The organism is Roseateles saccharophilus, from assembly GCF_031458095.1.
GTDB lineage: Bacteria > Pseudomonadota > Gammaproteobacteria > Burkholderiales > Burkholderiaceae_C > Pelomonas > Pelomonas saccharophila_A.
Genome location: NZ_JAVDXU010000002.1, coordinates 1,034,889 through 1,049,258, shown reverse-complemented (window position 1 = coordinate 1,049,258; position 14,370 = coordinate 1,034,889). Strand labels below are relative to the sequence as shown.

General features: G+C 67.5%; 16 protein-coding genes. 9 read left to right on the top strand and 7 right to left on the bottom strand.

Annotation, left to right across the window (positions count from 1 at the left end; all coding sequences use genetic code 11):
• The first annotated feature begins 20 nt into the window (after nt 1–20).
• The 6 genes from J2X20_RS17560 to J2X20_RS17535 all read left to right on the top strand — a co-directional run bounded on the left by J2X20_RS17560 (nt 21) and on the right by J2X20_RS17535 (nt 7,486).
• Complete coding sequence (locus J2X20_RS17560) at nt 21–560, top strand: RBBP9/YdeN family alpha/beta hydrolase (RefSeq protein ID WP_310267185.1); 540 nt, start codon at nt 21–23, stop codon at nt 558–560.
• Between the two features lie 99 nt (nt 561–659).
• Nucleotides 660–1,568 (top strand): ParB/RepB/Spo0J family partition protein, encoded by a 909-nt coding sequence (locus J2X20_RS17555; protein ID WP_310267183.1) that lies wholly within the window; start codon nt 660–662, stop codon nt 1,566–1,568.
• A gap of 635 nt (nt 1,569–2,203) precedes the next feature.
• A complete protein-coding gene (locus J2X20_RS17550) occupies nt 2,204–4,126 on the top strand; it encodes a PrkA family serine protein kinase (protein WP_310267181.1) in 1,923 nt (640 codons plus the stop codon).
• A gap of 101 nt (nt 4,127–4,227) precedes the next feature.
• Nucleotides 4,228–5,508, top strand: a complete 1,281-nt coding sequence (locus J2X20_RS17545; protein WP_310267180.1) for a YeaH/YhbH family protein — start codon at nt 4,228–4,230, stop codon at nt 5,506–5,508.
• A 53-nt stretch (nt 5,509–5,561) separates the two neighbouring features.
• Nucleotides 5,562–7,106: a SpoVR family protein gene (locus tag J2X20_RS17540; protein WP_409034171.1), complete on the top strand. Its 1,545-nt coding sequence runs from the start codon at nt 5,562–5,564 to the stop codon at nt 7,104–7,106.
• 20 nt (nt 7,107–7,126) lie between these two features.
• Entirely contained in the window at nt 7,127–7,486 is a 360-nt protein-coding gene (locus tag J2X20_RS17535) for a hypothetical protein (protein ID WP_310267178.1), read from the top strand.
• Here the strand turns inward: J2X20_RS17535 and J2X20_RS17530 are convergent.
• On the bottom strand, nt 7,483–7,968 hold the full coding sequence (locus J2X20_RS17530; protein WP_310267176.1) for a nuclear transport factor 2 family protein: 486 nt from the start codon (nt 7,966–7,968) through the stop codon (nt 7,483–7,485). The two genes, J2X20_RS17535 and J2X20_RS17530, sit on opposite strands and share 4 nt — an antisense overlap.
• Nucleotides 7,969–8,083: 115 nt before the next feature.
• Between J2X20_RS17530 and pdxR the strand changes: the two genes are divergently transcribed.
• Nucleotides 8,084–9,544 (top strand): MocR-like pyridoxine biosynthesis transcription factor PdxR, encoded by a 1,461-nt coding sequence (pdxR, locus tag J2X20_RS17525; protein WP_310267175.1) that lies wholly within the window; start codon nt 8,084–8,086, stop codon nt 9,542–9,544.
• On the opposite strand, the gene J2X20_RS17520 is transcribed toward pdxR, so the two are convergent.
• The 6 genes from J2X20_RS17520 to J2X20_RS17495 are packed head-to-tail and all read right to left on the bottom strand — an operon-like array spanning nt 9,532 to nt 12,074.
• Entirely contained in the window at nt 9,532–9,912 is a 381-nt protein-coding gene (locus tag J2X20_RS17520; protein WP_310267174.1) for a VOC family protein, read from the bottom strand. The genes pdxR and J2X20_RS17520 overlap by 13 nt on opposite strands.
• Nucleotides 9,891–10,295, bottom strand: a complete 405-nt coding sequence (locus J2X20_RS17515) for a hypothetical protein (protein WP_310267173.1) — start codon at nt 10,293–10,295, stop codon at nt 9,891–9,893. The genes J2X20_RS17520 and J2X20_RS17515 overlap by 22 nt, the downstream gene beginning before the upstream one ends.
• 8 nt (nt 10,296–10,303) lie before the next feature.
• Nucleotides 10,304–10,726, bottom strand: coding sequence for a hypothetical protein (locus tag J2X20_RS17510; RefSeq protein WP_310267171.1), 423 nt, complete (start codon nt 10,724–10,726; stop codon nt 10,304–10,306).
• A gap of 33 nt (nt 10,727–10,759) precedes the next feature.
• A complete protein-coding gene (locus J2X20_RS17505; protein ID WP_310267169.1) occupies nt 10,760–11,446 on the bottom strand; it encodes an ArsR/SmtB family transcription factor in 687 nt (228 codons plus the stop codon).
• Nucleotides 11,446–11,769 (bottom strand): antibiotic biosynthesis monooxygenase family protein, encoded by a 324-nt coding sequence (locus tag J2X20_RS17500; RefSeq protein ID WP_310267167.1) that lies wholly within the window; start codon nt 11,767–11,769, stop codon nt 11,446–11,448. The genes J2X20_RS17505 and J2X20_RS17500 overlap by 1 nt, the downstream gene beginning before the upstream one ends.
• Entirely contained in the window at nt 11,766–12,074 is a 309-nt protein-coding gene (locus J2X20_RS17495) for an NIPSNAP family protein (RefSeq protein ID WP_310267165.1), read from the bottom strand. The genes J2X20_RS17500 and J2X20_RS17495 overlap by 4 nt, the downstream gene beginning before the upstream one ends.
• Nucleotides 12,075–12,198: 124 nt before the next feature.
• On the opposite strand from J2X20_RS17495, the gene J2X20_RS17490 reads away from it, so the two are divergent.
• Nucleotides 12,199–13,125 carry an MBL fold metallo-hydrolase gene (locus J2X20_RS17490; protein ID WP_310267164.1) on the top strand — a complete coding sequence of 309 codons (927 nt, stop codon included), beginning with the start codon at nt 12,199–12,201 and terminating at the stop codon, nt 13,123–13,125.
• Nucleotides 13,126–13,189: 64 nt separating this feature from the next.
• On the top strand, nt 13,190–14,338 hold the full coding sequence (locus tag J2X20_RS17485; protein WP_310267162.1) for a GGDEF domain-containing protein: 1,149 nt from the start codon (nt 13,190–13,192) through the stop codon (nt 14,336–14,338).
• Nucleotides 14,339–14,370: the final 32 nt, after the last annotated feature.

Below are 14,370 nucleotides of genomic sequence, written 5' to 3'. Positions count from 1 at the left end.
GTGCAGGATAAGGGCAAACCATGAAATCTGAGCGTGTACTGCTTCTCCCGGGCTGGCAAAACTCGGGCCCGGACCACTGGCAAAGCCGCTGGGAGCGGCTGCATGGCGACGAGCGCGTCGAGCAGCACGACTGGGACTGGCCGCGCCGCGGCGACTGGATGGCGCGGCTGGACGAGGTGCTGCTGCAGGACGACGCCCCCGCTATCCTGGTGGCCCACTCCCTGGGCTGCCAGCTCGTCGCCGCCTGGGCCGAGCATTCCCAGCACACCGGCCGGGTGAAGGGCGCCCTGCTGGTGGCCCCGCCCGACACCGAGCGCGAGGACATGCCGCCGCAGCTGCACAACTGGCGCCCCATCCGCCGGCCCCGCCTGCCCTTCCCCAGCATCACCGTCATCAGCAGCGACGACCCCTATGGCGCGGCCGAGCGCAGCACCCAGATGGCGGCCGACTGGGGCAGCAGCGTCGTCATCGCCGGGCCGCGGGGTCATCTGAACGCCGAGTCCGGCCTGGGCGACTGGCCGCAGGGGCGGGAGCTCCTCGAAAGCCTGGCCAAGCGCTGAAGCGGCGACGGGCCGCTCCCGAGCCGCTTCGCACCCCCTCGGGGGGGCTGACGCAAAGCGGCAGGTTTGGGGGCACCCATTCACCGACAATCCGCGCCCATGGTCACCAAGAAACCCAAAGGACTCGGCCTCGGCCTGGAAGCCCTGCTCGGCCCCAAAGTCAGCGACGCGCCCGCGCCGGAGCGCGACGGCACGCCCAGCACGCTGAAGCTGGAACAGATGCAGGCCGGCAAATACCAGCCGCGCACGCGCATGGACGAAGGCTCGCTGTACGAGCTGGCCGAGTCGATCAAGGCGCAAGGGATCATGCAGCCGATCCTGGTGCGGCCGATCACCCCGAACGGCGGCGTGGCCTACGAGATCATTGCGGGCGAGCGGCGCTTCCGTGCAGCAAGACTTGCCGGCCTGCGCGAGGTGCCGGTGCTGGTCAAGCCGGTGCCCGACGAGTCGGCCGCCGCGATGGCGCTGATCGAGAACATCCAGCGCGAAGACCTGAACCCGCTGGAAGAAGCCCACGGCTTGAAACGGCTCACCGACGAGTTCGGCCTGACGCATGAGCAGGCGGCCCAGGCCGTCGGCCGTTCGCGCAGCGCGGCCAGCAATCTGTTGCGGCTTTTGAACCTGGCGGCTCCCGTGCAGAACATGCTGATGGCCGGCGATCTGGACATGGGCCATGCCCGCGCCCTGCTGCCGCTGGACGGCGCTGTTCAGATCACGACAGCCAGCGAGATCGCCGCCAGGAAGTTGAGCGTGCGCGAGGCCGAGAAGCTGGTCGCGAAGACCCAGGGCGCCGCGCGCCAGGCGCCGCTGCTGCGCGTGAAAAGCGACAAGAGCCGCGACGTGCTGCGGCTGGAAGAAGAGCTGGCCGATGCCCTCGGCGCCACCGTCGAGGTGCGCGTCAAAAAGCGCGGCAAGCGCGGCGGCCAGAGCGGCGAGCTGGCCATCCATTTCGACTCGCTGGACGCCCTGTCCGGCATCCTTGACAGGCTGCGCGGCGGCGCCGCTTAACACCGGGTTCTGGGCCGAGCGCTGGGCCGCTTCCGAGCCGGCCCTTTGGCGATGCTTGCGACTCGATGTCGCAAGCATCGCCGTCCCCTCGGGGGCTGAGGCCGGACACAGTACGCCCAGTGGGCGTGCTGTGCCTGCCGAAGCTCTGCGGCCGGCCGCAGAGCGGTCCCGGCCAAGGTACTCCTTGGACGAGGGGCTTCACCAATGCGGCGGCGTCCGACAAGGCGCCGCTTTTCGACGCTCAACACTAGAGTGCAGGAGGGGCGGCGGCGCATCCGTGACGCATGTCCCGATTGCAACAGTTCTTCACTGGCGGCCTCTGTCTGCACACAGCCACAAGGCCCCCATGTTTGTGTGGTTTGCCCGAAAAGTGCCAGGTCTTGCCCCCATGGCGGGCGTATGCTGGACCGGCACCCTGTCAACGAAAGCGAGAGCTGGGCGGTTGGTGGACGTGTAGTTGGGTAGATGGCGGCTTATTCTTGAGATTGACGAGGAGTCGGCAGCGCCAAGCTGCTGATCACCGAGTGGAGAGTTCTGATGACGCCTTGCAGTTGAGGCGCGATCAGAACCCCCCAGTCCCCTCGGGCACGGATCGTGCCTGTGACTGCGTGGAGTTCAAACCGCAGGAGGTGGGCATGGACGTCATCAGCCATTTCGCAGCGCGCTACGAGCGCAGCAAGGTCGAGGAACTCACGCTGGAGGAGTACCTCGCCGAGTGCAAGAAGAACCCTCTGGCCTATGCGACAGCTGCCGAGCGCATGCTGCAGGCCATCGGCGAGCCGCAGATGCTCGACACCCGCAACGATCCGCGGCTGTCGCGCATCTTTGCCAACAAGACCATCAAGATCTATCCGGCCTTCGCCGAGTTCTATGGCCTGGAAGAAGCCATCGAGCAGGTGGTGTCCTATTTCAGGCACGCTGCGCAGGGCCTGGAGGAAAAGAAACAGATCCTCTATCTGCTCGGCCCCGTGGGCGGTGGCAAGAGCTCGATTGCCGAACGGCTCAAGCAGCTGATGGAGCATGTGCCCTTCTACGCGCTGGCCGGCTCGCCGGTCAACGAGTCACCGCTGGGGCTCTTCGATCTGATTGAAGACGGCCCGCTGCTGGAGCGCGACTACGGCATCCCGCGCCGCTACCTGAACCGCATCCTGTCGCCCTGGGCTGTCAAGCGCCTGGACGAATTCGGCGGCGACATCCGCAAGTTCAAGGTCGTCAAACGCTATCCCAGCGTGCTCAAGCAGCTCGGCGTGGCCAAGACCGAGCCGGGCGACGAGAACAACCAGGACATCTCCAGCCTGGTCGGCAAGGTGGACATCCGCAAGCTCGAGACCTATGCCCAGGACGATCCCGACGCCTACAGCTACTCCGGTGGCCTGTGCCTGGCCAACCAGGGCCTGCTGGAGTTCGTCGAGATGTTCAAGGCGCCCATCAAGGTGCTGCATCCGCTGCTGACCGCCACGCAGGAAAGCAACTACAAGGGCACCGAGGGCTTCGGCGCGATTCCCTTCGACGGCATCGTGCTGGCGCACAGCAACGAGAGCGAGTGGAAGACCTTCCGCAACAACAAGAACAACGAGGCCTTCCTCGACCGTGTCTACATCGTCAAGGTGCCTTACTGCCTGCGCGTCAGCGAAGAGGTCAAGATCTACGAGAAGCTGATCCGCGGCTCGTCGCTGGCCGAGGCCAAGTGCGCCCCCGGCACGCTGAAGATGATGAGCCAGTTCGCGGTGCTCACCCGGCTGAAGGAGCCTGAGAACTCGTCGCTGTATTCCAAGATGCAGATCTACGACGGCGAGAACCTCAAGGACACCGACCCGCGCGCCAAGAGCTACCAGGAGTACCGCGACTACGCCGGCGTCGACGAAGGCATGAGCGGCATCAGCACGCGCTTCGCCTACAAGATCCTGTCCAAGGTCTTCAACTTCGACAGCTCCGAGGTCGCCGCCAATCCGGTGCATCTGATGTATGTGCTGGAGCAGCAGATCGAGCGCGAGCAGTTCCCCAAGGAGCTGGAAGAGAAATACGTCAGCTATATCAAGGAGCAGCTGTCGCCTCGCTATGCCGAGTTCATCGGCAAGGAGATCCAGACCGCCTATCTGGAAAGCTATAGCGAGTACGGCCAGAACATCTTCGACCGCTATGTGACCTATGCCGACTACTGGATCCAGGATCAGGAGTACCGCGACACCGACACCGGCGAGGTCTTCGACCGCTCGGCGCTGAACGGCGAGCTGGAGAAGATCGAGAAGCCGGCCGGCATCTCCAACCCCAAGGACTTCCGCAACGAGATCGTCAACTTCGTGCTGCGGGCGCGCGCCAACAACGCGGGCAAGAACCCGCTGTGGACCAGCTACGAGAAGCTGCGCACCGTCATCGAGAAGAAGATGTTCTCCAACACCGAGGAGCTGCTGCCCGTCATCAGCTTCAACGCCAAAGCCAGCGCCGAGGACGCCAAGAAGCACGAGAACTTCGTGCAGCGCATGGTGGACAAGGGCTATACGGCCAAGCAGGTCAGGCTGTTGTGCGAGTGGTATCTGAGGGTCCGCAAGTCCAGTTGACGATCATGGAGCCCCTCGTCCGACGAGTACATCGGCCGATCCCCCGAGGGGATGCGGGCCGGCTAGGGGCGGCCCGGCGCTCGGCCCGCGAAAGGTGAGGCATGTCCCTCCAGCAAATCATCGATAGACGGCTGTCGGGCAAGAACAAGTCCATCGGCAACCGCGAGCGCTTTTTGCGCCGCCACAAGGACCAGATCCGCGAGGCGGTCAAGCGCGCGGTGGACGGCCGCGGCATCCGCGACATGGAGCGCGGCGAGGACGTCCACATCCCCAAGAAGGACTTGAGCGAGCCCGTCTTCGGCCATGGCGACGGTGGCATCCGCGAGGTCGTGCGGCCGGGCAACCAGGAGTATGTGAAGGGCGACCGCATCGCCAAGCCCAAGGGCGGGCAAGGCGGTGGCGCGGGCGGCGGCGAGGCCAGCGACCAGGGCGAGGGGGAGGACGACTTCGTCTTCCACCTCACCAAGGAAGAGTTCATGCAGGTCTTCTTCGACGACCTGGCCCTGCCCAATCTCGCCCGCACGACGCTGGCCGACACGCCCGAGTGGCGCAGCCAGCGCGCCGGCTTCGTGTCCGACGGCACGCCCACCAATCTGCACGTCGTGCGCTCCATGCGCGGTGCTTTAGGGCGGCGCATTGCGCTGGGCATGGACAAGCGCCGCGAGCTGCACGAGCTCGAGGCCCGCGAGCAGGAGCTGCTGAAGGAAGACCGCCCCGAGACGCCGCGCCTGCTGCTCGAAACCCGCGAGCGCATCAAGCATCTGCGCGAGCGCATCGCGGCCATCCCCTTCCTCGATCCTATCGACCTGCGCTTTCGCTCGCGCGTGCGCATCCCGGTGCCCACGACGCGCGCCGTCATGTTCTGCCTGATGGACGTGTCGGGCTCCATGGACGAAGGCCGCAAGGACCTCGCCAAGCGCTTCTTCATCCTGCTCTACCTCTTCCTGACGCGGCACTACGAAAAGATCGACGTCGTCTTCATCCGCCACCACACCCAGGCCCAGGAAGTGGACGAGCAGAACTTCTTCCACGCCACCGAGACCGGCGGCACGGTCGTCTCGTCGGCCCTCGTCCTGATGGAACAGATCATCAAGGAGCGCTATTCGCCGACCGAATGGAATATCTACGGCGCCCAGGCCAGCGACGGCGACAACTGGCACCACGACAGCGGCCGCTGCCGCGAGCTGCTGGCCGACAAGCTGCTGCCGCTGTGCCGCTACTTCGCCTATGTGCAGGTCGCCGAACCCGAGCAGAACCTCTGGGAGGAATACCAGAAGCTCGCCGAGGACGCCAAGCACTTCGCCATGCGCAAGGCCGTCGAGGCCTCGCAGATCTACCCGGTCTTCCGTGACTTGTTCAAGAAGGAAGGGGCCGCGGCATGAGCAGCAAAGAGGATAGACGCCATCACGAGCGGCCGGCCAATCCGCCGGCCGGCATGCCGGAGCGCCGCCAGCGCCAGCCGCTGCAGCGCATGAAGCCGCTGGCCCAGCGCCCCAGCCAGCCCCTGCCTTCGCCCAACGACTGGAGCTTCGAGCTCATCGAGGAATACCACGCCGTCATCAAGAACACGGCCGAGCGCTTCGGCCTGGACACCTATGCCAACCAGCTCGAGGTCATCACCGCCGAGCAGATGATGGACGCCTATGCCTCGGTCGGCATGCCGGTGAACTACCGCCACTGGAGCTATGGCAAGGAGTTCATCGCCACCGAGCGCAGCTACAAGCGCGGCCAGATGGGCCTGGCCTACGAGATCGTCATCAACTCCGACCCCTGCATCGCCTACCTGATGGAGGAGAACACGCTGGCCATGCAGGCCCTCGTGATTGCCCACGCCTGCTACGGCCACAACAGCTTCTTCAAAGGGAACTACCTGTTCCGCATGTGGACGGATGCATCCAGCATCATCGACTACCTCGTCTACGCCAAGAACTACGTCGCCGATTGCGAGGAGCGCTACGGCCTGGACGCCGTCGAGACCCTGCTGGACAGCTGCCATGCGCTGATGAACCATGGCGTGGACCGCTACCGCCGCCCTGCCAAGCTGTCGCTCGCCGAGGAGCGCGCGCGGCTCAAGGACCGCGAGCACCATGCGCAGATGCAGATCAACGATCTGTGGCGCACCCTGCCCAAGAAGCCCGACCGCCCCGACGAGGCCGCCGAGAGCCGCCGTTTCCCCGACGAGCCGCAGGAGAACCTGCTCTATTTCATCGAGAAGAACGCGCCGCTGCTCGACCCCTGGCAGCGCGAGGTCGTGCGCATCGTGCGCAAGATCGCCCAGTACTTCTATCCGCAGCGCCAGACGCAGGTCATGAACGAGGGCTGGGCCACCTTCTGGCACCACCGCCTGCTCAACCAGATGTACGACGACGGCTATCTGTCGGACGGCATGATGATCGAGTGGCTCAAATCCCACACCAACGTCGTCTACCAGCACCCGGGCGCCAACCTCAACCCCTATGCGCTGGGCTTCGCGATGTACACCGACATCAAGCGCATCTGCGAGAACCCCACCGACGAAGACCGCGACTGGTTCCCCGACATCGCCGGCAGCGAATGGCTGCCCACGCTCGACCACGCCATGCGCAACTTCAAGGACGAGAGCTTCATCGGCCAATACCTGAGCCCGAAGATCATGCGCGACTTCCGCCTCTTCTCCATCCTGGATGACGAGGCCAAGAGCGAGTACGAGATCTCGGCCATCCACGACGAAGGCGGCTACCGCCATCTGCGCCAGGCCCTTTCGCGCCAGTATGACCTGTCCACCCGCGAGCCCAATATCCAGGTCTGGAACGTCAACCTGCGCGGCGACCGGTCGCTGACGCTGCGCCATGTGCAGCACCTCAACCGCCCCCTGCACGACAGCGCCCAGGAAGTGCTCAAGCATGTCGGCCGCTTGTGGGGCTTTGGCGTGCAGCTCGAGAGCGTCAACGCCCGTGGCGATGTGACCAAGCGCTGGAGCGTGCCGCCCCAGGCGGCTTGAGGGGCCTGATACTTGCCGGCATGTTCCGGCTGCTACTGCCTGCCCTCCTTGCCGCCCAGGCCCTGCCCGCCCATGCCGTGGGCCTGACCGAGAGGCAGGCGTGCCTGAAGCTCATCGGCACCGCGCGCGCCCTGCACCTGGCCGGGCCGAACAAGCGCGGCGACTACCGCTGCAAGCGCCATCCCGTCGATACCGACTTCGTTTTCACGCTGCGCTTCGACGGGCCAGGGGAGCCCAGGGACGAAAGCCATCTGCTTGGCCACTTCGCCGTCGACAAGGCCACGCGCGAGGTCTATCAGTGGGACCGCACCACCGGCCAGCGCGGCGCCGTGCTGGCCCCGCCACCGCGCGCGGCGAGGAAACCCGCGAAATCGCCCTAGGGCGCGACCGCCTGCCCATCCTTCTCGACCAGCCGCCCCACCTGGCCCAGCGCGTACTTCCAGCCCGCCCCGGTGCGGATGTAGACATCGCTGAACCACAGCTTGCGGTGGTGGACGCGGCCCGTCTTCAACTCGACGCCCTTGAGCGCCAGCAGCGCCGTGACGACGGCCGTGTGCTCGCCGAAGACACGCACCGTGCGCGTGCCCGGCACGACGTCCTGCTCTTCATAGGTGATGGTCTTGCCGCGCGCCTCGGCCAGCAGCTGCTCGCGCGTGAAGGTCAGGCCGCCGCCCGACACGAGCACGAAGTCCTCGGCCAGAATCCTCGCCATGCCGGCCTCGTCGTTGCGTTTCACGGCCGCCTGGTATTCGATGTCCAGCGCCGCGACCTGCGCCGCCACGTCGGCGGATGCCGCCGCCGCGCCCAGGGGCAGGACCATGGCCAGCCAGGCGGCTGCCTTGCTTGCAAATGCCTTCTTCACGCTTCCCATCCTTTGAAAACCTTGTCGCCGCGCCCGCCGCTGGCGACCTGGCAGTCACGATAGAAGGCCGACCCGCCCGGCGACAGAGCCAATCCGCACGGACGCGGGGAACCACATGCTGAGCGACCGCCTCGCCGCGACGCTGAGACGGGATTCACCCATCGCCCTCAGTGCCCAACTGGCCGAGGAGCTGCGCCGCCTCATCGCCAGTGCCGTGCTGCGCCCGGGGGACGCCCTGCCCGCCACGCGTGCCCTGGCCACCGACCTCGGCCTGGGCCGCAACACCGTCATCGAGGCCTACGAACGCCTGACCGCCGAGGGCTATCTGCAAGCGCGCCGCGGTGCCGGTTCCTTCGTGGCGGCCCAGCCACCCGCCTACGAGATGCAGGCACCGCCCGGCAACGTCCCCGTGACGAGCGCGGCCCTCTCGCTGTCACGGCGCGCCACTGCCATCCTGGCCGAACCCTCCATTGAAATCGGCCGCGCCTTCGCGCTGTGCACGCCCGACCTGGGCCTGCTGCGCCTGGATGTCTGGCAGCGCCTGCTCGCCCAGGCCTGGCGCGAGGCCCGCCTGCCCGACACCGGCTATGCCGAGCCCGGCGGCCACCCGCTGCTGCGCCACGCCATCGCCGACCATGTGCGCCTGACCCGCCTGGTGCGCTGTACGCCTGAGCAGGTCATCGTCGTCGCCGGCGCCCAGCAGGGCCTGGACCTGTGCGCCCGCTTGCTCGCCGATGCGGGAGAACAGGCCTGGGCCGAGAACCCCGGCTATCCCGGCGCCCGCCGCGCCTTTGCCGCTGCCGGTTTGCACATGCAACCCATCACGGTGGATGACCAGGGCCTCGCGCCGACCGAGGCCGACTGGCGCCAGCCACCGCGGCTGATCTATACGACGCCCTCGCACCAATTCCCCACCGGCGTCGAGATGAGCCTGGCCCGCCGCCTGGCCCTGCTGGGCGAGGCCGCGCGCCATGCCTGCTGGGTCATCGAGGACGACTACGACGGCGAGTTCCGTCTCGCCGGCGCCCCGGTGCCGTCCCTGCAAGGCATGGACGCCGCCGACCGTGTCGTCTATGTCGGCACCTTCAGCAAGGTGCTGTTCCCGGCCCTGCGCCTGGGCTATGTCATCGTGCCGCCGGCCCTGGCCACTGGCTTTGCCGAAGCGGCGGCCCGTTTGCAGCTCGAAGGCCGCCAGCTCACGCAACTGGCGCTGGCCCGCTTCATCGAAGAAGGCCATTTCGCGGCCCATATCCGACGCATGCGCCAAGCCTATGCGGCCCGGCGCGAGATCCTGGCCGCCGCCTGGGCGCGCGAGCTGGGCAAGGCCATGCCGCTGATCGGCACCGAGACGGGCATGCATGTGTCGGTGGCGCTGCCGGCAGCGGTGGAGGCCGCCGTCATCGCTCAGCTCGCGCAGACCGACATCGTCGTGCAGCCCCTCAGCCATTTCGGCGTGGCGCCCCTCGCCCACCATGGCCTGGCCCTCGGCTATGGCGGTGCCCACGACCAGGAGGTGCGCGACCAGGGCGCCCGGCTGGCACGCCTCGTCGCCGGGCAGCTGCGTCAGGCCCCGTAGGTCCTGATCTCGATGAGGTGGCGGTTGGGGTCGTTGAAGTAAAGCGTCGGCGCGAAACCACGTGCGCCGGACTCGCTGCCCGGCCCGGTGTTCGTGCCCACCGAATCAAAGGTCGGCCCATAGCCCAGGCCGGCCGCCTTGATGCGCCCGAAGATGGCCTCGAACTCGGCGGGTGACACCGCAAACGCATAGTGCTCGAAACCCGGCGTGCCCCAGGGCGCCAGCTGCAGCTGGCAGTCGGGCCCGGCCTTGATGACGGTGAACGGCCCGTCCCGACCCGCATCGATGAAGCCCATCACCTCGGTATAGAAGCGCAGGCTCTCGGCCAGGTCGTTGACCTTGAGGATCAGGTGGTCGAGCGTCGCCATGCCATGCCTCCCATCTGCCTTGCCAGCAATACCGCCGACACCAGCAACAGCATCAGCCCCGTCGTCGCTTCCGCCCAGATCGTCAGATTGGCCAGCAACGTGTGCTCGGAGCACAGGCCCAGCCGGTAGTGCAGCAGGCCGTCCAGGCCCAGGGCGCCGTAGACACCGAGGGCCAGCAGGCCCAGCGCCGGCAAACCGAGACGAATCAAGGTCAGCGCCAGCAGGCCGACGCCGCAAACGGCAAACCAGAACAGCCAGACCTTGCCCGGCGTCAGCCAGGCCGGCATGCCGGGATAGAAGGCGATGTACTGGGCGTTGTGGCTGAAGTGGGCGAGGCTGGCGGCGAAGTAGAGAGCGACAAGAGCCAGCAGATGACGATGCATGGCCGGCCTCACTCGACGATGCAGAAATTGAACTTGGCCTTCGCCGCCGCGGCCAACTCGGCAAATCCAATGCTCTGCTGCAGCTCGGCGATCACGTCGTCGAGGTCGTTCCTCAGCAGGCCAAACCGCGTCTTGTTCTGCGTGATGTGAGCGAGCATCGCCTGCAGGCGCCGAACCGCCTCGCCCGCGTCGACCCAGACGCCCTCCTTGGCCATCACGTCATTGGTGGACTCTGCACCAGGCGGCAGCTCGAAGTCGCCATGATTGAACCGCACGTCGGTCGAGTCGCACAGCGCGCTGAACGGTCCCAGGCCCAGCTTGCGGCAGATCGCATCCAGCCTGCTGGAATGCCTGAACAAGGCGGCCTTGTCTTCCTCGTCTGAGGTGACGGCGCCATCAGCCAGCTGGTTTGCCCACAGCACTGTGCTCACACGCACTCCTCGAGAAGATGGAACCGGCGAGCATTATGTGAGGCTGCTTTCGAGTGCGAGTCGACCTGGTGGCGTCAGGCGCAATTCGCGTGACTCCGCCATACGTTGCAACCAACCCTTCGCCACCATCGCCTCCAGCCACGCCACCGCCAGCGGCCCCGCGAAATGGTCGCGGCGCTCGGACCAGTCCACGCAGTCATAGAGCACCCGCCCCGTCGCCGCAAAGCCTTCGGGCATCAGATCCCTCAGCGCTTCACGGCCAGCATCGCTGAGCTCATAGCGCCCATCCGACGACGCCCTCACCCAACCCTTGGCCAGCAGCGCCTCGCGCCATTGCACGCCCAGCTCGCCCGCCAGATGGCCGTAGCAGCTGCGCGCATGCCGCAGGCCGCGCATCTCGGGCTTCTGCCAGCGCTTCAGGTCGGCAGCCGCTCCCGCATCACGGCCATCGGCCACGCGCAGCAGGGCTTCCAACGCATGCGCCACATCGCCATCCGCGAGACCGAAATAGCGGTGCCGGCCCTGCGGCCGCACGCGGGCCAGGCCTTCGTCGACCAGCAGCTTCAGGTGGGCGGACATCGTCGCCGCGCCGACGCCGGCATGCGTGGCCAGCTCGCCCGCCGTGTGCAAGCGGCCATCGAGCAAACGGGCGAGAACACGCGCGCGCGTCGGGTCCGCAATGGCGGCGGCGATGCGGGCCAAACGCGGTTCAGCGCTCATCACCGGGGCACCTGCTCGCGCTCGTTGAGCCCGTAGTCACGCACGACATGGGCCACACGCAAGCGGTAGTCCTGGAACAAGCCACCCCGCCCGGCCGCCTGGGCCTGGCGGTGTCTCTCCATCTCGCGCCAGCCGCGCACGGCCTCCTCGTCGCGCCAGAAGGACAGGGACAGCAGCTTGTCCGGGTTGGTCAGGCTCTGGAAGCGCTCCACCGAGACGAAGCCGTCCATCTGTTCCAGCAGCGGCTTCAGGGCGGCGGCGTGGTCGAGATAGGCGGGACGGCCCTCGGCCGTAGGCTCGACTTCGAAGATGACGGCGATCATGGGCGCACATCCTCACAGAAAGTCCGCTCCTCGCGCAGGATGAAGCGCTGCACTTTCGCGAACTCGAAGTTGGCGCGCGCCTCGGGGTCGGCCTTGAGCCGGGCGCGGTAGTCCTCGTAGGCCGCCAGGGAGTCGAAGCCGATCAGGCCCCAGGCCTCGTAATTCGTGCCCTCGTGGGGCAGCCAGTAGCCGAGCAGCCGGCCGCCGAGGCGGGGAATGATGTGGCCCCAGGCCTGGGCGTATTCGCGGAAGGCCTCGCGCTGGAAGGGGTCGAGTTCGTAGCGGATGAAACAGGTGATGGGCATGGTGGGCTCGCTGCGTGTTGAAGAAGTGCAGCCAGTGTGTGGCGGCCCGGCCCGTCGATGCTTCGCTGCGCAACGAAGCGTCGGCGCGATGATGGCGGGCGCCGCCCGACCCCAAGGACACCGCATGAAGCTGCTGCGCCGCGCCTTCCTCCTTCTCCCGCTGCTGGCCTCGGTCGCCCAGGCGCAGACAGCAGCGCCGCCGGCTCTCGAACTCGTCGTGCTGGGCTCGGGCGGGCCCGGCGCCACCGGCCGCGCCGGCTCCAGCCATGCCGTGCTGGTGGACGGCGTGCCGCGCATCCTGGTGGACGCCGGGCCGGGCTCGTTCGCGCGCCTGGGTGAGGCCAAGCTGGCGCTGGGCCAGCTGGACATCCTGCTGCTGACCCATCTGCATGCCGACCACGTCGGCGAACTGCCCGGCCTCGTCAAGGCCCGCGCGGTGTCGTCGGGCCGGCCCATCACGCTGAAGATCTTCGGCCCCGCGGGCCAGAAAGCGCGCCAGCGCGACGACGCCGACTTCCCGTCCACGCGCCGCTTGGTCGAGCTGCTGTTCGGCAAACAGGGCGCCTTCGGCTATTTGCGCGACTTTTCGGCACCGCTCAGCTTCCAGGTGACCGACATCCCCGCCAGCACCCGGCAGCCGCGCGTGCTGCTCGACGAAGGCGGGCTGCGCATCTCGGCAATAGCCGGCCACCACCGCGACGCGCCGGCCGTCATCTACCGGATCGACCATGGCGGCAAGAGCCTCACCTTCAGCGGCGACATCGACCCCCAGGGCCACGCCGCGCTGCGCCGCATCGCCGCCGACACCAGCCTGCTCGTCGTCAACAGCGTCGTGCTCGACCCGCCGGATTCGCCGCCCGTCCTCTACACCCTGCACACCGCCCCGACCCAGACCGGCGAGATTGCCGCCGACGTGCGCGCCGGCCAGCTGCTGCTGGCGCATCTGTCTCCCGCCGTCGATGGCCGCCGCGAAGCGGTGCAGGCCGCCATCCGCCAGCATTACGCCGGCCCCCTGGTCTGGGCCGAGGACGGCCTGCGCATCACGCCCTGAGGGGCTTGCAACCAACTGTGTCGGCAGCCACGGTTCCACGGCGCGCCGCTATCCTCAGCGCCCCATGCCTCACGAGCGACCCACCGCCCCCAACCGCGCGCCCTCGTCAGGCTGGGCCCACTGGCTGCTCGGTCCCGAGGCCGAGGGCCGCGGCGCGGTCAAGCTGACGCTGCTGGCGCTGACGGTCTACGGCCTGTTCGCACTCAACGTAGCCGTGCAGGTCAACCTCGGCCTGATGGAGTCCGGCCCCGGCCTGTGGGTCAGCAGCCTCAGCCTGGCGGGCATCACGGCCTTCTATCTGCTGGTGCGCACCGGCCTGAGCCGGCATCTGGGCAGCGACCCCACGCTGACGCTGCCGCAGTCGGTCTTCGGCGTGCTGATCACGGCCTGGGGCTATGCCATCGATCCGCCGCTGCGCGGCGCCATCATCGCCATCATGCTGCTCAACCTGGTGTGGGGCATGTTCGTGCTGTCGCAGCGCCAGGCCTTCTGGCTCTATCTGTTCGGGCTTGCTTCGCTGGGCGTGGCCATGGCCTGGGGCGCGCTGACCGATCCGGTCCACTTCCCGCCCGCCGTCGAGGCCCTGCATTTCAGCTTCGCGGCCATCCTGATGACGGCGGTGTCGGTGCTGTCGGTCAATATGGCCAAGCTGCGCGCCAAGCTGGGCGCGCGCACCACGGAGCTGCGCGCGGCCCTGGAGCGCATCCAGTACCTGGCCCATCACGACGAGCTGACGCGCATCAGCAACCGCCGCCACCTGAGCGAGCGCCTGGCCGCCGAGCAGCTCAACCAGCGCCACAGCGGCCAGACCATGAGCCTGGTGCTGATCGACATCGACCACTTCAAGAACGTCAACGACCGCCACGGTCACTCGGTTGGCGACGCCGTGCTGCGTCATTTCGCGGCGGCCTTGCAGGCGGCCCTGCGCAGCACCGACTTCGCCGGGCGCTGGGGCGGCGAAGAGTTCCTCGTCGTCACGCCCCAGGCCAGCGCCGAGACGGCCGCCGCCCTGGTCGATCGGCTGCGCGAGGCCCTGGCCGCCACATCTTTCGACAGCCTGGTGCCGGGCCTGCACATCACCTTCTCGGCCGGCGTGGCCGAATGCGCGCCGGGTGAGGACCTGCACCTGGCCATCGAACGCGCCGACCGGGCCCTCTACCAGGCCAAGCAGACCGGGCGTGACCGCACGGTCAGTGAATTCGCACAACTTTGAATCCCCTCGCCCAGTCTCGGCCCGCAAAAGCG